At 49.2% G+C, this 19,768-nt stretch carries 19 protein-coding genes; 8 read left to right on the top strand and 11 right to left on the bottom strand.

Features of this window, described 5'->3' with window-relative positions; all coding sequences use genetic code 11:
- Positions 1 to 89: 89 nt before the first annotated feature.
- Positions 90 to 419 carry a hypothetical protein gene (locus tag ACYIA1_RS09155; protein ID WP_074910876.1) on the top strand — a complete coding sequence of 110 codons (330 nt, stop codon included), beginning with the start codon at positions 90 to 92 and terminating at the stop codon, positions 417 to 419.
- Between the two features lie 91 nt (positions 420 to 510).
- Here ACYIA1_RS09155 and ACYIA1_RS09150 read toward each other — a convergent pair whose 3' ends face one another.
- From ACYIA1_RS09150 to ACYIA1_RS09135, 4 genes are all read right to left on the bottom strand, one after another.
- The gene (locus ACYIA1_RS09150) at positions 511 to 1,287 is read right to left on the bottom strand and encodes a phage antirepressor (protein ID WP_074910879.1); all 777 of its coding nucleotides are present in this window, start codon (positions 1,285 to 1,287) and stop codon (positions 511 to 513) included.
- A 5-nt stretch (positions 1,288 to 1,292) separates the two neighbouring features.
- Positions 1,293 to 2,138: a DNA cytosine methyltransferase gene (locus ACYIA1_RS09145; protein WP_225700322.1), complete on the bottom strand. Its 846-nt coding sequence runs from the start codon at positions 2,136 to 2,138 to the stop codon at positions 1,293 to 1,295.
- 206 nt (positions 2,139 to 2,344) lie between these two features.
- Positions 2,345 to 2,719, bottom strand: a complete 375-nt coding sequence (locus ACYIA1_RS09140; protein WP_008766487.1) for a MerR family transcriptional regulator — start codon at positions 2,717 to 2,719, stop codon at positions 2,345 to 2,347.
- Positions 2,720 to 2,722: 3 nt separating this feature from the next.
- The gene (locus tag ACYIA1_RS09135; RefSeq protein WP_008766486.1) at positions 2,723 to 3,055 is read right to left on the bottom strand and encodes a helix-turn-helix domain-containing protein; all 333 of its coding nucleotides are present in this window, start codon (positions 3,053 to 3,055) and stop codon (positions 2,723 to 2,725) included.
- 623 nt (positions 3,056 to 3,678) lie between these two features.
- Here ACYIA1_RS09135 and ACYIA1_RS09130 point away from each other — a divergent pair.
- From ACYIA1_RS09130 to ACYIA1_RS09120, 3 genes are read left to right on the top strand one after another with little or no spacing between them, the layout of a single operon-like run.
- Positions 3,679 to 5,244, top strand: coding sequence for a glycerol-3-phosphate dehydrogenase/oxidase (locus ACYIA1_RS09130; protein WP_121962819.1), 1,566 nt, complete (start codon positions 3,679 to 3,681; stop codon positions 5,242 to 5,244).
- A 32-nt stretch (positions 5,245 to 5,276) separates the two neighbouring features.
- On the top strand, positions 5,277 to 6,776 hold the full coding sequence (gene glpK, locus ACYIA1_RS09125; RefSeq protein WP_008773317.1) for a glycerol kinase GlpK: 1,500 nt from the start codon (positions 5,277 to 5,279) through the stop codon (positions 6,774 to 6,776).
- A 56-nt stretch (positions 6,777 to 6,832) separates the two neighbouring features.
- Entirely contained in the window at positions 6,833 to 7,570 is a 738-nt protein-coding gene (locus tag ACYIA1_RS09120; protein ID WP_005855011.1) for an MIP/aquaporin family protein, read from the top strand.
- Here the strand turns inward: ACYIA1_RS09120 and ACYIA1_RS09115 are convergent.
- Genes ACYIA1_RS09115 through ACYIA1_RS09085 form a run of 7 tightly spaced genes read right to left on the bottom strand, consistent with a single transcriptional unit; the run spans position 7,536 to position 13,974 of the window.
- Positions 7,536 to 8,015: a HyaD/HybD family hydrogenase maturation endopeptidase gene (locus tag ACYIA1_RS09115; RefSeq protein WP_005865036.1), complete on the bottom strand. Its 480-nt coding sequence runs from the start codon at positions 8,013 to 8,015 to the stop codon at positions 7,536 to 7,538. The genes ACYIA1_RS09120 and ACYIA1_RS09115 overlap by 35 nt on opposite strands.
- Positions 8,012 to 8,749, bottom strand: coding sequence for a Ni/Fe-hydrogenase, b-type cytochrome subunit (gene cybH, locus ACYIA1_RS09110; RefSeq protein ID WP_005865039.1), 738 nt, complete (start codon positions 8,747 to 8,749; stop codon positions 8,012 to 8,014). Before cybH ends, ACYIA1_RS09115 begins: the two co-directional genes overlap by 4 nt.
- Before the next feature lie 14 nt (positions 8,750 to 8,763).
- On the bottom strand, positions 8,764 to 10,485 hold the full coding sequence (locus ACYIA1_RS09105; RefSeq protein ID WP_413639322.1) for a nickel-dependent hydrogenase large subunit: 1,722 nt from the start codon (positions 10,483 to 10,485) through the stop codon (positions 8,764 to 8,766).
- A 15-nt stretch (positions 10,486 to 10,500) separates the two neighbouring features.
- Positions 10,501 to 11,598 carry a hydrogenase small subunit gene (locus tag ACYIA1_RS09100; RefSeq protein ID WP_413639323.1) on the bottom strand — a complete coding sequence of 366 codons (1,098 nt, stop codon included), beginning with the start codon at positions 11,596 to 11,598 and terminating at the stop codon, positions 10,501 to 10,503.
- 19 nt (positions 11,599 to 11,617) lie between these two features.
- Complete coding sequence (hypE, locus tag ACYIA1_RS09095) at positions 11,618 to 12,667, bottom strand: hydrogenase expression/formation protein HypE (protein WP_196009470.1); 1,050 nt, start codon at positions 12,665 to 12,667, stop codon at positions 11,618 to 11,620.
- 6 nt (positions 12,668 to 12,673) lie between these two features.
- Positions 12,674 to 13,753 (bottom strand): hydrogenase formation protein HypD, encoded by a 1,080-nt coding sequence (gene hypD, locus ACYIA1_RS09090; RefSeq protein WP_146375161.1) that lies wholly within the window; start codon positions 13,751 to 13,753, stop codon positions 12,674 to 12,676.
- Entirely contained in the window at positions 13,741 to 13,974 is a 234-nt protein-coding gene (locus ACYIA1_RS09085; protein ID WP_005865048.1) for a HypC/HybG/HupF family hydrogenase formation chaperone, read from the bottom strand. The genes hypD and ACYIA1_RS09085 overlap by 13 nt, the downstream gene beginning before the upstream one ends.
- 159 nt (positions 13,975 to 14,133) lie before the next feature.
- Here ACYIA1_RS09085 and hypF point away from each other — a divergent pair, with 159 nt between their 5' ends.
- The 4 genes from hypF to ACYIA1_RS09065 all read left to right on the top strand — a co-directional run bounded on the left by hypF (position 14,134) and on the right by ACYIA1_RS09065 (position 19,698).
- On the top strand, positions 14,134 to 16,416 hold the full coding sequence (gene hypF, locus ACYIA1_RS09080) for a carbamoyltransferase HypF (protein WP_259011132.1): 2,283 nt from the start codon (positions 14,134 to 14,136) through the stop codon (positions 16,414 to 16,416).
- A 12-nt stretch (positions 16,417 to 16,428) separates the two neighbouring features.
- Complete coding sequence (gene hypA / locus ACYIA1_RS09075) at positions 16,429 to 16,776, top strand: hydrogenase maturation nickel metallochaperone HypA (RefSeq protein ID WP_048928657.1); 348 nt, start codon at positions 16,429 to 16,431, stop codon at positions 16,774 to 16,776.
- Positions 16,777 to 16,805: 29 nt separating this feature from the next.
- On the top strand, positions 16,806 to 17,558 hold the full coding sequence (gene hypB / locus ACYIA1_RS09070; RefSeq protein WP_008780253.1) for a hydrogenase nickel incorporation protein HypB: 753 nt from the start codon (positions 16,806 to 16,808) through the stop codon (positions 17,556 to 17,558).
- Between the two features lie 79 nt (positions 17,559 to 17,637).
- On the top strand, positions 17,638 to 19,698 hold the full coding sequence (locus ACYIA1_RS09065) for an acetate--CoA ligase family protein (RefSeq protein WP_005855031.1): 2,061 nt from the start codon (positions 17,638 to 17,640) through the stop codon (positions 19,696 to 19,698).
- Positions 19,699 to 19,768: the final 70 nt, after the last annotated feature.

Below are 19,768 nucleotides of genomic sequence, written 5' to 3'. Positions count from 1 at the left end.
AAATAAAGTTAAGTCATGGATAATGAGAGTTATATCATTATGAAAGGTCAGGATGGCCGCTTTACTTTGTGAAATAAAAACAACTGGATATGAGGATTGTGGAGCATAGCGTAAGACGTTGGGAGTCTTACCCGGAAGCAGACACGGAAACCTGCCTGTGGGAAGCCTGCGTGGAGCACGAAGGCGAATATTACGAGGTACAGGTGGAAGCAAGGGAGGTCGGCGATGACAAGATGTATTATATGGGGTATATCAGGAATACCCAATGTATAAAAGCGTATTTCAGTGACGGCTGGCTGGGCTTCGGCTTTTCCGATATACGTGGCACGTGCAAGTATATCCTGAAGTCAATGCGGAAAGTGATCCGGGGGGACTACAGCTCCATCAGGGGAGCGGGCCATTCGGTAGACATGCCTTGATAAATAAACCAGGTCCGGGACGGAGATTTCAAGGGTGTTCTCCCAAATAACGGGGAACAGCCCTTTTTTTGTTGCCGCCAGCGGCGAAAGGTTAAAAGAGAGACAGGCCGCTGAAGAGGCAGTGGATGAACAGACGACCTTTCTCGGTCCACACCGTATGCATGGCTGTACCGGTTTCCCCGCAGCGGCTCTGCCAGCTGTGCGTATGGGTCCGTGTGTATCCTTCCTTCTGATAACGTGCGGTAAGCAGCCAGGTTCCGCCAAGGCGGAACTGGATACCGAGAGCCTTCAGTCTCCGGTTCAGCTCCCTGCCGCTCATGCCCAACTCCTTGGCGATCTGCGTGACCGTGTAAGTGCTTGGAGAGTGGAGCACCTCGTCGAAATAACGTACTTTCGGGGCCTGCAGGCTCAATTTAAGGGCGTTCAGCGCGTTTTCCTTTTCCAGTCCGGATATGTACCGGTCACGCTCTCTCAGCTTGGCTTCCGCCAGTTGCAGGGTCCGCGAGAGCAGTTCCGCGTCCGTTTCCCCCTCTTTTTCCAGCAGGTAGCCGCCCTCCTTGAGCGTGCGGGGGACCAGCTCGTCGAAGATCCAGCTTTCGAACCTCTCGGCCGAGGGCAGGCGGCTACAGGCCATCAGGCGGTACAGGTTCCCCTCGTCGATGAACTTCACTTTCTGCCGGCCGCCTGCCGTCAGGAGGTCGTGGACGCATACCCCCTTCGGCCTGCAATGCCGGTTGACGGCATCCTTGGGATTGGCATATCCCAATGCCGAGGCCACGTCCCTGGCGCAAAACCAGACCCTACCTCCGGCTTCCACGGTCCGGACCTTGCCGAACTCGGGATGTTCTGTTATGACTAACGTGCGCATGTCGTTTACTGTTTATAGGTTGATTCTATCGCTTTGAATATCTCATGGATTACCTGGGGGACGATGGCGTTCCCGTATCCCTTGACGGACTGCTGCCGCCAGGAAGAAAAGGTAATACCGTCCAGCTCGTGGGGAACCCCATCATCTCGGCCACAAACAGGGGATTGAGTTGGAAACTCCTTCCAGTTTGGGCAAAGAAATCGGGAAGGCCTCCCTGCCGCGGGTTCTTCCCCTTCCTTCCAATGTGCTCCAAGGTCGGGAGCAGCCCGTGGAAGTCCAGGAAGTCCGTCAGGCCGTTGGGATTCTTCTCCCCGTCTTCCGTCTCGTGCATGGAGGTGCGCCCCTGACGTTTCCAACGTTCCACCCGTTGCCAGTGGTGTATCTCCGTTGCTGTCGGGGTGGGCAGCAGCATCTCGCGGATGCTCTCCGGCAGGCCCTTCTGTTGGCTTCCGGGTCCCCTTACCTTGAAGTCCGAGGCTATCGGCGTGGGCAACAAACCAGACACGGTCCCTTCTGTGCGGGGCACCGACGGCACAAGCCGGAATAAGTAGCGGCTGGACGGTATATCCTTCACGCTCAAGATCACGGCAGATGGTCTCGACGACGTATTCCTCCCGCTTACGGTATACAGGCTGATCCTCTCCGAACAGAGAGGGCTGACATCCCACGTGAGCCGCCTTGCCGGGCTGTACCACCTGGAGGATGCCACCAACGTTCTCACCAACAATCCAACCGGGCCGGATCTCGTGAATGGCACGGAGCATGTGAGGCCAGAGGTAACGGCTGTCCTCCGCACCCTTTCGCCGGCCGGCAACGGAAAAGGGCTGGCATGGAAAACCTCCTGTGAGGATGTCGATCCGTCCCCTTCATCCCCGAAAATCCGTAGTTGTAATATCCGTATAACTTTCTGCATGGCTGAACCAGTAATTTAAAATTCGGTTACAAAACTCATCTATCTCACAGTGGAAGGCGTTGCGCCATCCCATTCATTCGGCGGCAAGATCTGCCGCACCAAACCCGCTGAACAGCGAGGCATGTACCAACTGTCTCATATTTATTATCTGATTGAAGGTTCCGTTTCTTTTTTTTCTTTCTCCGCCACTTCCAGAATGAAGGCTTTCTCGTCTATCTTCCGGTAGACGCCCCCCATCTCAAGCATGTTCTTGAGCCGGAGGATGTCGGTGATTTCATAGACTGTCATACCGTTCCGGTGGACGAAACGGATGTAGCCTTTCTGTCTTTGTCTTTCCACTTCCTCACGGCTTATCTGCAGCAGTTCGCAGATTTCTTCCAATGTGAAGGTCAACTGCACTTCCTTCGTCGCGCAGGCATAGGCCAGGATACTCAGCATCTGCAGGCATTTGCGATGCGCCTTGACAAGAGACGCAAACTTGTTGCGCTCGATCATGATGACTTTACTTTGATTTTCCATCTTCTATGATTTTTTTACGGGTTTGTTATTTCTGATGTCCGGATTTTCGTCCCTGTATTCCTCACGGAGGAACCGGTATACATCGGAAGCCCAGAAGTATATCTTGCCGCTCAGCTTGAAATAAGGCAGCTTGCCCGAGTTACGCCAGCGGATGAGGGTCCGGTCACAGACTTTCAGCTGCAGGCGCATGTCACGGCTGTCCAGCATCTGTTTGCCATTAAAGCTGGTCATGGCATCCAGTGCCGTTTCCAGCCGGGTGATGAGATCCCGCTGCTCGGAGAAGCTCTTCTGGATTAATGCTTTCAGCATTTCGATGTCTTCATTTCCTGCTTCCATCTTTTGTTCTTTTTCGTTCGTCATTTATCCTTCTTTCTGCCGCAAAGTTTGGGAAAAAGGAAATGTAAAAATAGGGCTGACGGATACCGCCAGCCCTATTTTTTATCTGTAATACACTTATTATCAATATCTATTTCTTTTATTTTTTTTGTTTGCCCGAATAAAACGCGGCAGGATTGGAAGTTGTCTTTAGATTTTAAAAAGTATCGATATGCCTTCGAATTTCCAATAAAAAAAGGACCAGCAAATAATGTCGGCCCTTAATAAAAAGTTTTCGATTGATTTGTTGCACTCGAAAATATTGACTATCTTTGTGATAGAGATATTTGAAATTATGCAGAGAAACGCAATATGCAGCAAGACTTTTGCTACTAATGTGTTACCTGTTACCTTTGAATTTAGCCCTTACTTTTTGATTTTCAAAAAGATAAAATCAATCACTTAGATTTCCTATAGCAAAACAAAAGTTTCTTCAGCAGGAAACTTTTGTTTCTTCCAATAGAAACTGCAGTTATCTTTATGGAAAACAGAAAGCGCTACTGATCCTTTTTCCCAAATCCTTTGTTATACTAAGAATTAATGGTTAGATTTGTGACTGTTAATCTTAATAAAGGAGGAGCTATATGGACCGTAGTAAAATGATTTCTCAGTTGGAAGACCCGTCTGAAGTCTTTGATTTTCTTGTGATCGGAGGAGGAGCTACCGGCATAGGTATCGCTCTGGATGCTTCGACAAGAGGATATAGAGTCGCCTTATTCGAACAATCGGACTTTACGAAAGGAACTTCCAGCCGTAGTACGAAGTTGGTCCATGGCGGTGTCCGTTATTTGGCGCAAGGAGATGTCTCCTTGGTTCTGGAAGCCTTGCGCGAACGAGGCCTGCTACGCCAGAACGCTCCCCATTTGGTAAAAGATCAAACCTTCTTAATCCCTTGTTATCGTTGGTGGGAAGGCCCGTTTTATACGATAGGCCTGATCCTATATGATGTGATGGCCGGAAAATTAGGTCTGGGACGTTCGGTTTGTATCGGCCCGAAACGGGCGCTTCGTACCATTCCGATGCTTCGTCCGAAAGGGATGACCGCCGGGGTGCTTTATCACGACGGCCAGTTCGATGATTCCCGCCTTGCGATTAATATGGTCCGCAGCTCTATCGACGCCGGTGCTTGTATCTTGAACTACGCGAAAGTCATAGGGCTTCTGAAGGACGGTGACCACAAAGTATCCGGCGTTACGGTTCGAGATGAGGAGACCGGTACGGTTTATCAAGTAAGATCCCGTTGCGTGATCAACGCTACTGGTGTCTTCGCCGATGAGATCTTGCAAATGGACGAGCCGGGTAAACGCCCGACCGTTCGCCCCAGTCAAGGCGTCCATTTGGTATTGGATTCCTCTTTCTTGCAAAGTGATTGCGCCATTATGATTCCTAAGACATCGGATGGACGTGTGTTGTTCGCCGTACCTTGGCATGATAAAGTCGTGGTAGGGACAACGGATACCTTGATGGAATCGCCGGAAAAAGAGCCGGTAGCCTTAGAGAAAGAAATCCAATTTATACTCGATACGGCCGCTAACTATTTGACCCGGCCACCCAAGCGAAGCGATGTCTTATCTGTGTTCGCGGGGCTTCGTCCGCTCGCCGCTCCCCGTAGCGAAGGTAAAAAGACAAAAGAGATATCACGTAGCCATAAATTGATCCGGGAGAAATCCGGCTTGATCACCATTATCGGAGGCAAATGGACAACCTACCGGAAAATGGCTCAAGATACCCTAGACCTAGCGATACGTTACATGCATATTCCTACAAAAGACTGTATTACCGAGCGTTACCAAATCCATGGTAGCCGGAAGAATCCGGATTTCTCCGATCCTTTATACGTATATGGTACGGATGCCGACGAAATCCGTAACTTAGTGGCCTCTTCCCCCGCCATGGCGGAGAAGTTGCATCCGGACTATGCCTATACGGTAGGAGAGGTAACTTGGCTGGTCCGTAATGAGATGCCTCGTACTTTGGAGGATGTATTGGCACGCCGTTTGCGTATCTTATTCTTAGACGCACGGGCGGCGATGGCAATGGCTCCTAAAGTAGCGGGGATTCTGGCTACGGAATGGGGGAAGGACGAGACTTGGACCTCTGCTCAGGTAAAGGCGTTTAATGAGGTTGCCTCGAATTATATACTGAATTGACAAATTGATAAACGATACTAATATAGAAGGATATGAATTTCAGGAATAAATACGTATTGGCGATCGATCAGGGAACCACTAGCTCCCGGGCTATCCTGTTTAATCATCAAGGAACTATTATTACGTTGGCTCAGAAGCCATTCCAACAGTATTTTCCGAAACCGGGCTGGGTAGAGCACGACCCGAATGAGATTTGGTACACCCAATCGTCTGTCATCAAGGAGGCGATGGCAAAAGCGGATGTCACGGATAGCCATATCGCCTGTATCGGAATCGCTAACCAACGGGAGACTACCATCATCTGGGACCGGGAGACTGGCTTTCCCGTATACAACGCGATCGTATGGCAGGATCGCCGTACGGCGGATTATTGCGAGGAACTTAAATCGCAAGGCTGGGCGGAACGTATCCAGCAGAAGACCGGATTGGTGATCGACGCTTATTTCTCCGCCACGAAGATAAAATGGATATTGGATAACGTAAAGGGTATCCGGGAGCGTGCGGAGCGGGGAGAGCTATGCTTCGGTACGGTAGATACTTGGCTGGTTTGGAAACTTACCCGGGGCGCTCAATTCATTACGGATGTGACGAACGCTTCCCGTACCATGCTTTTCAATATCCGTACTTTGCAATGGGACCAAGAGTTATTGGACTTGTTTACGATACCTGCCTCGATGTTACCGCAAGTGAAAGCCTGTAGCGAGGTTTACTGCGAGACATCAACTCCTATTTTTAAGAAAGGCATCCCGGTATCCGGTATGGCTGGCGACCAACAGGCGGCTCTGTTCGGCCAGCTCTGCGTAGAGGATGGTATGATCAAGACAACCTACGGAACCGGCTGCTTTATGATCCTGAATACCGGCAAGGAACCCGTTCTTTCCCAGAATAACCTATTGACAACGATCGCATGGAAATTAGGGGATCAGACGACCTATGCGCTGGAAGGTAGTGTCTTTGTGGGAGGTGCCGTCGTTCAATGGTTGAGGGATGGGATCGGCTTGATTCCGAATGCCTCGATTACGGAGCAAATGGCGAAATCCGTCAGTGATAATGGGGGTGTTTATTTTGTGCCGGCGTTAACGGGTTTGGGTGCGCCGTATTGGGATCAATACGCACGTGGCGCTATTATCGGGATTACCCGCGGAACTACGGCGGCTCATTTAACCCGTGCGGCTTTGGAGGGCATCTGCTATCAAGTATATGATGTATTGATGGCCATGGAAAACGATATTCACGCCAAGCCGAAAGAGATTCGGGTAGATGGCGGTGCTATCGCTAATAACTTCTTGATGCAATTCCAGTCCGATATCTGCCGCTGTCCGGTCGTACGTCCGAATGTATTGGAGACGACTGCTTTGGGAGCCGCTTATTTGGCGGGCTTGGCGATCGGCTATTGGAAGGATATCGATGAACTGAAAGAACAATGGTGCTTGGATAAGGTCTTTAACCCACAAATGAAAGAGGATACTGCCCGTAAATTATTGAACGAATGGCATAAGGCGGTGGGGCGTTCTCAGAATTGGGCTGAATAATGAAAATCATCTTATAGGCAGATTAACAAGTTAACAAATTCTTAAATTATTATCTTATGTCTCCATTTTTAGCGGAATTATTAGGGACTATGCTCTTGATCCTGATGGGAGGAGGAGTTGTAGCGAATGTCTGTTTGTCGAAAACAAAAGGCAATGGAGCGGGCTGGATAGCGATAACGACCGCTTGGGCTTTAGGCGTATTTATCGGTGTTGTGGTAGCCGGCCCTTATAGTGGCGCACATTTGAATCCGGCGGTATCGATTGGCTTGGCGATCGGAGGGACTTTCCCTTGGTGTGATGTATGTACTTATATAGCCGGGCAAATGATAGGTGCCGCTTTGGGCGCTTTATTGGTCTGGCTGGTTTATAAGGATCACTTCAACGCTACGGATGATCCGGATGCGGAATTAGGCGTATTCTGTACGAGTCCTGCTATCAAAGATTATCCAATTAATTTCTTAGGTGAGATGATCGGTACGTTCGCCTTGATGTTTGTCGTATTTTTTATAACGGACGGAGAACTAACCTACGAAAGCAATAGTACCTTGCCGATAGGTTTAGGTTCGGTAGGTGCCATTCCGGTAGCGTTTACGGTCTGGGTAATCGGCCTTTCCTTAGGTGGAACTACCGGTTACGCGATTAACCCTGCCCGTGATTTAGCTCCCCGGTTCATACACTTTATTTTGCCGATCAAGGGAAAAGGCAGCAGCCATTGGGAGTATGCTTGGGTACCTGTTTTAGGGCCGATAGCTGGGGCCGCTATTGCCGGTATGCTCTATTATGTATTGAAATAATCTCTTGTATCATCCGGATCACTTTCGGAACCGCAGCCTTTACCTCGGGTGTCAGATCCATTCCGACCTCGTTGATATTGAGGGCGGAGATGACAATGAGATGGGTTTCCGGGAGATCGTCGGTTAGGATCATGGCGTCGATCATATCTTTTAGACCGATCTCGTGGGCGCTCATGAGCGGGGGAAAGTCGGTGGCGTAACGAGGTTGGATCAGACGGACGGTGCCCGGAGGGTTATTATCCAGCGTGGCGTCGATCATGATGATACGGTCATATCCTTGCAGCCAACTTAATAAATGAAGTCCTCCCGTGCCCCCGTCCATCAAATGGACGTGAGCCGGGAGCTTCTCGTTTTCTAAAGCCTTGATAACGTGTATGCCTACACCTTCGTCTTTCAGCAATAAATTGCCTACTCCTAATACTAATGTTTCCTTCTCCACTTTCATCCTTTTTTAGCGATCTTAGTGATAGTCTCGGCAGTCTCGGTTACCTCTTCCTTGTCCGCTATGTCTTCCTCGATAAACTTCCAGCCACCGATGATGGACGAAGTCTCGCCACGTTGCTCGATATAGTCATGATAAAATACCAGATAAATATGAACGATAGCGAAAAGGATGAAGAACCACATCAGGAAATGATGAATCTGGCGAGCCATCAAATCCCCGCCCATCAACGGGATGGTCCATGCGAACAATTGCGGGAAGAAAGACTGACTCATCTTGGCGTATAGGCCGAATCCTGTGATACTTTGTAACAAAAATGCCCAGAAAGTTCCGAAATAAATTAAGCTAGCCAAGGCGTTATGCCCGATACTGTCTACCGGTTTGTTCTTAATCATCAAGATATCTACCTTGATCACCTCCAATACCTCTTTCCATTGGGATTTCTTTAAAGGGATGAAGTTATTCCATCTGGCATAACGATTCCCGACGAATCCCCAATAAAGCCGGAATACGAAATTGAAGAAGAATACGAACGCTGTTACGAAATGGATAAACCGAACCACGCCGAACCAATAGCTGAAATAAGCCTCCGAAGCGGACATGATCGCGGGAGGATCGGCGATGATAAAGCCTGTCACGCAGAGTATGACGATACAGAGCGCATTCACCCAATGATAGATACGTACGGGTAATTCCCATACATACACTTCTCTTAAACGTTTCTTACGACTCTTCATGGCTCTATTGTTTTTTAGAATGTATCAACTTGGTGCACATATTTTCCTTCCTCGTCATACAGATGCACGGCACAAGCCAGACAAGGATCGAAAGAGTGGATCGTCCGAAGAATCTCTAAGGGTTGCTTCGGATCGTATATCGGCGTACCGATCAAAGCGGACTCGTAGGCGGACAATACGCCGTTCTCATCCCTCGGTGAGGCGTTCCAAGTAGTAGGCACTACCATCTGGTAGTTCTTTACCCGGTTCTTGTCGATCACGATAAAATGGGCTAATGCTCCACGGGGAGCTTCGGCCAATCCTACGCCTTGCTCATGATCGGGCCAGTTCTCCCGTTCCCATTCGGCACTGTTTGCCATCCGGGAATCCCCGTTTTCGAGGTTCTTGATCAATTGGTTGAAAAACTCAAGGGCCCAGTCCGCTGCCATTCTACATTCCAATCCACGAGCAGCGGTGCGTCCTAGGGTAGAGAATAAAGCATCTACCGGCAAGTCGAGCTGACGTAAAGTCTCGTCTACGATACTCTTTTGTGGCTCCTTCCCTGCGGCGTAAGCTACGATCAAACGGGCTAACGGACCCACTTCCATTGGTTCCTGTTTCCACCGTGGCGTCTTGATCCAACTATATTTATCCTCTACGTCCAGCAACTTATAGGGGGGACGAGGGCCGGTATATTCCAGATGGGTCTCTCCCTCGTAGGGATGCAAACCGGCTTTGTCTCCTTGCGTGTATTTATACCATGAATGATAAATGTACTCCTTGATTTCCTCCGGGGAGTTAGCGTCTACGGGATGTACCTTGCTAAGGTTACGATCCAAGACGATTCCTCTGGGGATCTTATAACTTTCCACTTCCCCGAGATCGAACACCGGGTAGTCTCCGTAAGACAAATAGTTTCGTACGCCTCCGCCAATCTTACTCCATTTGTCTTTATAGACGTTGGCGATCATCAATAAATCTGGGATATAAACTTGATTGATGAATGTTTTCGCCTCCTCTAGTTTCTGCTTTACCAGAGCGAGTCGATCTGCGTTGATCGCATTGGCCTCATTTAAGTCGATGCTGCAAGGCATACCGCCTACGATATAGTTTGGATGCGGATTCTTGCCCCCGAACACAGCGTGTACCTTGACGACCTCTTTCTGCCATTCCAATGCGTCCAGATAATGGACGGTAGCGATAAGGTTCTGTTCCGGCGTAAGTTTATAGTCCGGATGTCCCCAATACCCATTGGCGAATATACCAAGCTGCCCGCTGGCAACGAACTTCTTTAGTCGTTCTTGAGTGGCGGTGAAATACCCCTCGGTATTCTTTGCCCATGGAGAAAGTTGCTGGGCAAGTAAAGCGGCGGCTTTTGGATCGGCTTTTAAGGCGGATACCACATCTACCCAATCCAATGCATGCAATTGATAGAAATGCACCGTATGGTCATGCATGTACAATACGGCTTGCATGATATTACGAACCATACTGGCGTTGGGAGGGATCACGATACCCCGTGCGTTCTCGACCGCCCGTACCGAGGCAAGCGAGTGGATGGAAGTACATACGCCGCAAACACGGCCTACGAAAGCCCATACATCCCGGGGATCCCGGTCTTTTACGATATTCTCGATGCCCCGCACCATGGTACCCGAGCTATAAGCGTTCTTGATCGTGCCACCTTCTATTTCAGCCTCTACCCGCAGGTGGCCTTCTATACGGGTAATGGGGTCTATGACAATTCTTTCTGACATGATAGTAGTGTTTTATTAGATCGTAGATTTACTTTCCGGCTTATCATTGTCGATAAGCTCTTTTTTCCGTATGTTAGTTGCTACGGCATGTACGGCGATACCGGCGGCGGTAGCGGCTCCTAGAGCCAGACCGATCTGATCCGCCGTGGCCTCGATACCGAATCCGTGTATATCGGGCATACGTTTATAGAACGGGCTGTTGTCCCAGAAATTCTCCTCGCTGCAACCCAAACAGGGGTGACCGCTCTGGATCGGGTAACTGGTGCCCTCGTTCCATTTGATGATACCGCACGAGTTATAGGTGCTCGGACCTTTGCATCCCACTTTATACAAGCAGTAGCCATGCTTGGCGTTCTCATCGTCGAAGCTTTCCACGAACAAGCCGGCGTCGAAATTCGCACGGCGGTAGCACGTATCATGTACCCGGCGTGAGTAGAACATCTTCGGACGGCCCAATCCATCCAATTGTGGCATACGATCGAAGGTCAACATATAGATAATGACACCCGCCATCACGTCGGCGATCGGAGGACAGCCTTGTACATTAATAATAGGTTTACCTTTGATGACTTTATGGATACCTTTAGCGCCGGTAGGATTCGGGTTCGCCGCTTGCACGCAACCGGCGGAAGCGCAGTTGCCCCAAGCGATGATCGCTTTAGCTCCTGCGGCGGCCTCTTCGGTGATCTGCAAGGCACTCTTGCCGCCTACGCAACAATAAGCCTCGTCTTTTGTAGGTAACGATCCCTCGATCATCAGCAGATAATTGCCGTAATATTTTTTCATGGTCTCTTCCTTAGCGGCCTCGGCCTGTTCGCCGGCGGCGGCCATCAGCGTCTCGGTATAGTCTAGGGAAATCTTGTCTAACAACAAGGTAGCCACGATCGGGTGGGCGGCACGGATAAACGATTCGGTACAACAGGTACATTCCTGTAGGTGTAGCCAGATGATCGGAAGGCGGGGTTTCGTCTCCAAGGCATTTACTACCTGTGCCACTCCCGAAGCCTCCAATCCCATCAGGACGGCCATGGTGGTACAGAACTTCAGGAAGTCCCGGCGGGAGATGCCTTTCTGACGGCACTCTTCGTAAACGGACGGTCTTTTATTTTCCATATCTCAGCAATTAAGTATTCTAACAAATACGGGGGAGTTGCTCCCCGCTTAGCATATCGATGATCCGGTAGTTACCGTATAATGTCTTCATCTTGACCCGGGCTTGCTCTCCGCTTTGCTTGGTGATACGGCCGATAACGGTCGCTTGCCTGCCCTCCTCAAAACCTCTCATAAGGGGTAACGCTTGTTCCGCAAGGCTTTCCGGCAGGATCACAAGAACCAATCCTTCGTTCGCTATATAGAGTGGGTCTAATCCTAGCATCTCGGATGCGGCACGTACCGCTTCCGGAATAGGCAGGGCGTCTTCGTCCAGCAGGATATCCACACCAGCGTCTTGGGCGATCTCGTTGAGGGTTCCGCTTACGCCACCTCGGGTGGGGTCACGTAAGACATGTACCTCTCCTATAGTATGTAACAGCTCAGAAATCAGAATGTTTAGCGAAGCGGTATCACTTTTTAGATCCGTCTCGAATCCCAAGCTTTCCCGTGCGGAAAGGATCGTGATACCATGTAGACCAATCGGGCCGCTACAAATGACGACATCGCCGGGAGTCGCTTGGTCTGGGGCGATTCGTATGCCCGGAGGGACGATCCCGATCCCACTGGTGTTGATAAACAATTTATCGCATTTGCCCCGTTCCACCACTTTTGTGTCTCCTGCTACGATCTGTACGCCGGCACGCTCCGCCGCACGTTTCATGGATTGTACGATACGCTGAAGATCTGCTAGAGGCAAGCCCTCTTCCAGTATAAACCCGGCGGTCAGATACAAAGGACGGGCACCACAACAAGCCAAATCGTTAACGGTCCCATTGATCGCCAGATCACCGATATCTCCTCCGGGGAAAAAGATCGGGTCTACCACGAAGGAGTCGGTAGAGTAGGCCAGTCGCCCTTCTTCCATAGGGAACACGCATCCGTCATGATCCTGCTCCAATAATGGGTTCCGGAAAGCCGGATAAAATACTTGGCTGATCAGTTGGTGTGTCATGCGTCCTCCCCCTCCGTGCGCTAGTAACACACGGTCTGAGTCGGTAAAAGGAATCGGGCAATTCAAGTGTATATTCATATCTTTCTATTTATATCTATAATAAGCGGCACAAACCCCTTCCGAGGAGACCATCGGGGCTCCCAGCGGATGGGTGGGATGGCAGGCCTTCCCGAAATGGGGACAGTCCGAGGGTTGTCTCAAACCTCTCATAATCAGACCGGCGATGCATTCGGATGCGATCTGGTTTTCTTCCGGACACAATTGAAATCTCATTCGGGAGGAATATCTTTTATATTCGGACCGAAGTTGAAGCCCGCTGGAGGGGATGATTCCGATGCCCCGCCAGTCTTGGTCGCAAGGTTCCAGCATCTCGTCCATAAGTTGGCGGGCGGCGGCATTCCCTTGTTCGGGGACGGCCCGTTTGTAAGCGTTCTCTACCTCATAACTTCCGGCTTCCAACTGGGAGACACAGCGGTAGATACCATATAATAGATCTACCGGCTCGAATCCGGTGACGACCATCGGGATTTTATATCGGGCGGTTAATCGGTGATAGGCCCTGTTGCCTGTGATGGCGCAGACATGTCCGGCTGTCAGGAAACCGTCTACTTTACTTTCCGGATCGGATAAGATAGCCTCGATAGCGGGTGGTACCGTGAATAAGGAAGTCAATATGGAAAAGTTCGGAAGTCCTCGGCGTATGGCCTCTTTCAAAGCCATGAGGTGGACAGGTGCGGTCGTCTCAAAACCAATCGCGAAGAATACGATTTCCTTATCCGGGTTCTCCTCGGCCAGTGATAGGGCATCCAAGGGCGTATATAGCATACGGATATCCGCTCCTCTCGCTTTTACGCTCAATAAATCCTCCTTACTTCCCGGAACTCGCATCATATCCCCGAAAGAGGCTAAGATCACATTCGGCTGTGTCGCCAACTTCAAGGCGTAGTCGATTGTCTCGACCGGTGTTACACAGACCGGGCAGCCCGGCCCATGGAGCAGTTGAAGATCCGGCGGCAACATCTCTTCCAGCCGATAACGGGCGATAGCATGTGTTTGCCCGCCACAAATCTCCATGATATACCAAGGTCGTGTCACCTTTTTGCGGATGGCCTCCAGAAGAGTTTGTACCTTCTCGTTGCTTCTATATTCGTCTACGAAACGCACTTTTGTAATTCTTTAAGGTCTTTCAGTGTTTCCTCCGCTTCTTTCTCATCTACAACAGATATAGCGATCCCTGCGTGAGCGAGGATATAATCCCCCTGTTTCACATCCACCCATTCAATACATATATTCTTTAGGATGCCTCCGAAATCAACTTTAGCCATGGTCATTTCGGGGATGCTTCGATCGATTGAGATAATCTTTCCGGGTACCGCTAAACACATATCGTTTCAATTTATTTAATAACCTCAAAGATACTTAATATGTTTAAGAGGGAAAGATAAAATTGATAAATATTATTTATAAGATGATGGATAATATCTCTTTAGTAAATACGATAGTCGATTCGTGTCTGATTAGACATTTATTCCTATATTTGTGCTATGGCGAAGAATAAAGTATATGCGTTGATTATTCAAGGCTTGGTTCAAGGGGTTGGTTTTCGCCCTTTTATCTACCGGATCGCTAAAGATCTGGGGATGAAAGGTTGTGTGGAGAATATGAATAATGGAGTACGTATATTGGTTGCCGCTACTCCGGATGATCGGGATTTGCTGATAAGTCGTATACGGACCGAGCATCCTCGTGTCGCTTATATCCATCGGATCTCCTATACATCTACGGAAATGGATGAAGATGATTTTGACGATTTTACGATTACGCCTAGCCATTCAGAATCGGATGAGGTCACGCAGGTCTCCCCGGATATCGCTGTTTGTGCGGATTGTATGCGAGACCGGACTACTCAACCCCATCGAATCGGATATCCTTTTATTAATTGTACGCATTGTGGCCCTCGCTTCTCTATTATCCGGGACCTTCCTTACGACCGTTCGCAGACAACGATGGGCGGTTTCCTTATGTGTCCCGATTGTGAGAAAGAATATACGAATGTTATCGATCGCCGTTTCCATGCCCAACCGGTCGCTTGCAATCATTGTGGCCCGACTTATTACGCGACTTATAACGAGGAGACTTATATCGATTATGAGACCTTATTGAAACTTACCTCTCGCTTATTGCTTGGTGGAGAGGTTATTGCGGCTAAAGGAATCGGAGGCTATCATTTGATTTGTGATGCCTCGAACGAGAGAGCGGTTGCCCGTCTGCGAGAGATAAAGCAGCGGGATACCAAACCATTCGCTGTTATGTTCCGTGATCTAGAACATCTGCAAGTCTATACGGTAACGGAGCCGATGGAGGAGCGATGCTTAGTTTCTTGGCGCCGTCCGATCGTACTGCTGAGGCAACGGAGCCGGTTAGCTTCCGGAATCAATCCGGGCATGCATACGCTAGGATGTATGTTGTCTTATATGCCGATTCATTACGATTGGTTTGCTCGTACAGGGATACCTGCGTTGGTAATGACCAGCGGGAATCTAAGCGATTTGCCGATAGCGATCACCCCGGAGGATGCGGAGGCGCAATTAGCGGGAAAGGTAGCGATCCTCTTGCATCATAATCGCCCGATCCATAACCGGGTAGATGATTCTGTATTGCAGGTCTGCGGAGGACAACCTTGCTTGATCCGTCGTTCCCGGGGCTATGTGCCGGAACCCTTTTTCACGGATACAAATGTGGAGGGGATCATGGCTTTCGGTGCGGAGAAAGTGAACACGTTCGCTTTGGGGAAAGGAGATACGATCCTGCAAAGTCAATATATTGGCGACTTAAAGAACTGGGAGACTTTCCGGTTCTATACGGAATCTATGGAGCAGTTTCGTCATTTGTTTCGTTTCAATCCCCAGCGATTGGTTTGTGACCTGCATCCGGATTATCTTTCCAGCCAAGAGGCGGAACGTATCTCGAAATCTCTTTCCTTACCTTTATTAAAGGTACAACATCATCATGCTCATGCCGCTGCTTGTATGTTGGAGCATGGATTGAATGAGCCGGTTCTCGCTATCGTGATGGATGGGACAGGTCTGGGTGATGATGGTAAGGTTTGGGGAGGCGAGTTCTTCTTTTGTGACCGAGCGAAATACCGTCGCCTTTCCCATTTTGAGTATGTCCCGTTACCGGGAGGCGACAAGGCGGCTGAGGAGCCATGGCGAATGGTTGTCGCCTATTTGTGGCATTATTTCAAGGACGAACCGTCGGGTATTTCTTATCCGGCCGATTTCGTGGAACGCATAGGCACGGAAAGGATCGCTATGCTTGAACGAATGATGGAGAAAGGTGTGAATACACCCTATACATCCAGCGCTGGCCGGCTGTTTGATGCGGTAGCTTCTTTATTGGGGATTTGCGATGTCTCCAGCCACCAAGCGGAGGCTCCGGTCTTATTGGAGCAGGCGGCGATGGGAGAGAGGAACGCTTATGCGTATCCAGTCTCGGCGGAGGGAGAGGAAATCTCTTTTTATTCTTTGTTTGAGGCATTATTGCATGATAAGACGAACGAGGTCCCGGTGAGCTTGATATCCGCCCGTTTCCATACGACATTGGCTTCCTTGTTTGTGCAGAAAGCCCGCTTGTTGATTAAACGGACGAAAGCGACACAAGTGGTTATCTCGGGAGGATGTTTCCAGAATAAATTATTGACGGAGTCGATGAGGAGACAGTTCATCATGGCTGGGGTCCCCGTCTATATTCCGTCTCGTATACCTTGTAACGATGGGGGGATAGCCGTGGGGCAATTAACGATCGCCTCGGTGACTCCCTTTTAAAAGAGATCAGATATGCATGAGTTGTCTATAGCCCGTAGTATCGTGGAGCTGGTCGAGGAACAAGCGGATAACCGGGGAGCCTCGGTGGTCGAAGAGTTGGAGTTAGAGATAGGACATTTGTCCGGCGTAGAGATCCAAACCTTAGCGTTCGCATTGGATAGCGCCATAAAAGGTAGCAAGCTGGAAAAGGCCCGGATTATCCGTCATTATATTGAGGGGGAAGGACAGTGTAGCGACTGTGAGACCATTTTCCCAATGAACGCCTTGTTTTCCCCTTGTCCCCATTGTGGCTCCTATTTAGTTAAAATCCTTAAAGGGAAGGAACTTCGGGTGAAGTCGATTGTTATTAAAAAGGAATGATATATTAATGAAATAAAAACTTAAATACTATGTGCGGAACTTGCGGATGCGGAGAGCATCATCACCATCACGATCATACGCATGAGCATTCTCATGGCCATGAACATCATCACCATCCTGATGAAGGGATCGTAATCAATCTGGAACAAGATATACTTCAACGTAACAACTTATTGGCGGAGCGAAACCGGGGATATTTCGAGGCTAAGAACCTGTTCTGCCTGAACTTGATGAGTTCGCCCGGATCCGGTAAGACAACTTTGCTGGAAGAGACGATCCGCCGTTTGAAAGCGAAGCGACCGATCTATGTGATAGAAGGCGATCAACAAACCTCAAACGATGCCGACCGTATAGCGGCGTTGGAGATTGCCGTGTTTCAGGTAAATACCGGTACCGGCTGTCATTTGGAAGCCGACATGGTCAATCATGCTGTTAAGCATCTGAATCCGAAGGAGGGAGCGATACTTTTTATAGAGAATGTCGGCAATCTGGTCTGTCCGGCCATGTTCGATCTCGGAGAGTCCAAGAAAGTCGTTATCGTGAGTACGACGGAGGGAGATGATAAACCGTTGAAATACCCACATATCTTTCAGGAGGCAGATATCTGCGTAATCAACAAGATTGATCTGGCTCCTTATCTGAATACAAAAGTGGAAGTGCTTCGGGAAAACGCCTTGAAGGTAAATCACCATCTCCAGATATTCGAGGTATCCGCCACGAAAGGAGACGGGATGGATGCATGGTGTGACTGGTTGCAGACAGAGAGTGCAAAGTGTAAATAAATACCACGGGTTTTAATGAATAAATGGAGAAAAAAACTATATTTGCTCCCATTCATTGAATCTAACTAATCAAAATGTTATGATTAACCGAGAATTGATTAATCCTCAAAGCATCGTAGTGGTGGGAGGTTCCAACAACGTACATAAACCGGGCGGTCGTATCGTGCGAAACCTGTTGGATGGAAAATATAAAGGAGAATTATGTGTGGTAAACGCCAAGGAGACAGACGTGCAAGGCGTCAAGTCTTATCCTTCTGTACATGATATCCCGGAGACGGAGTTGGCGATCATCTCGATTCCGAGTAAATCGTGCCCCGAGGTGATGGAAGTGCTGGCCCGGCAAAAGGGGGTAAAAGCTTTTATCGTGATCTCAGCCGGTTTCGGCGAGGAGACACACGAAGGCGGTATCTTGGAACAACAGATGCTGGATGTCGTGAATGAGGCGGGAGCTTCCTTGATCGGCCCGAACTGTATCGGGTTGATGAATATGAATTATCATGGCGTGTTTACGCAACCGATACCGGAATTCCATCCCGATGGCGTGGATTTCATCTCTAGCTCCGGCGGTACGGCCTTGTTCATTATCGAGTCGGCGCTGACAAAAGGGCTGCGTTTCTCTTCTGTTTGGTCGGTTGGAAACTCCAAGCAGAATGGAGTAGAGGATATCCTTGAATATATGGATCGGAACTTTGATCCGGTATTGGATTCCAAGATCAAGATGTTGTATATCGAGCAAATCAAGCAACCGGATAAATTGTTGTATCATGCGTCTTCCTTGATACGTAAGGGATGCAAGATCGCCGCTATCAAGGCGGGAAGTACGGAGTCGGGAAAGCGAGCTGCCTCTTCGCATACGGGCGCTATCGCTAGTTCGGACTCTGCTGTGGAGGCTTTGTTCCGTAAGGCGGGTATCGTGCGTTGTTTTAGCCGTGAGGAATTGACTACCGTGGCGAGTATCTTTACCTTGAAAGACGTGAAAGGGAAGAATTGTGCGATCGTGACACATGCCGGAGGGCCTGCGGTAATGCTGGCGGACGCTTTATCCAAGGGGCGTTTGAATGTTCCTAGTTTGGAAGGCCCTATCGCTGATGAGTTGAAATCCAAACTGTATCCGGGTGCCGCTGTCGGTAATCCGATTGATATTATCGGTACGGGGACACCGGAACATTTGGCTACAGCCATCGATTTCTGTGAGAATCGTTTCGATAATGTGGATTTGATGATGGTCATCTTCGGTAGTCCCGGTTTGGTAAAACTTTATGATACCTACGAGGTACTTCATAAAAAGATGGAAGAGTGCAAGAAGCCGATCTTCCCGATATTACCGTCTATCGTAACGGCCGGACCGGAAGTGAAGAGCTTTGTCAAGAAAGGCCATGTGAACTTCTCGGACGAGGTGACATTGGGTACTGCCCTTTCACGGGTGATCAATACGCCGAAACCGATGAGCACGGATATCCAGCTATATGGCGTGGATGTACCGGAAGTTCGTCGTATCATAGATCGGTTGCCGGGTAGCGGTTATTTAAATCCGGAGGAAGTGCGTACATTGTTGCGTGCCGCTAATATCCCGTTAGTGGAGGAATATGCTTCGGATGATAGGGATGCGTTGCTGGCTTTTGCCAAGAAGGTGAAATATCCGGTGGTAGCCAAGGTTGTAGGGCCTGTGCATAAGAGCGATATCGGTGGTGTGGCCTTGAATATCCGTGGAGAAGAGCATTTATTGTTCGAGTATGAACGTATGATGCGTCTGCCGGGTGTTACGGGCATCATGGTACAACCGATGTTGAAAGGACAGGAATTATTCTTGGGAGCTAAATATGAGGATCGTTTCGGCCATGTGGTACTTTGCGGGTTGGGTGGAATCTTCGTGGAGGTATTGAAAGATGTGTCTTATGGTTTGGCTCCGTTGTCATACGATGAGACTTATTCAATGATTCGTTCTTTGAGAGGGTATCCGATCATTAAAGGTACACGTGGGCAAAAGGGTATCGACGAGCAACAATATGCGGACATTATCGTTCGCCTCTCTACCTTATTGCGTTTTGCCAGCGAGATAAAGGAAATGGATATAAATCCGTTGGTGGCTACGGATAGAGGCTTGTTCGCTGTAGACGCCCGTATCCGTATAGAGAAATAATAATGATTCAATGTGCCAATATGCGAATATGCTAATATCTAAATTATCCACTTCTGGTATTTCATTGGCA

This window comes from Parabacteroides sp. KHUB-02, assembly GCF_056640955.1.
This window is presented reverse-complemented; position numbering and strand designations above follow the sequence as displayed.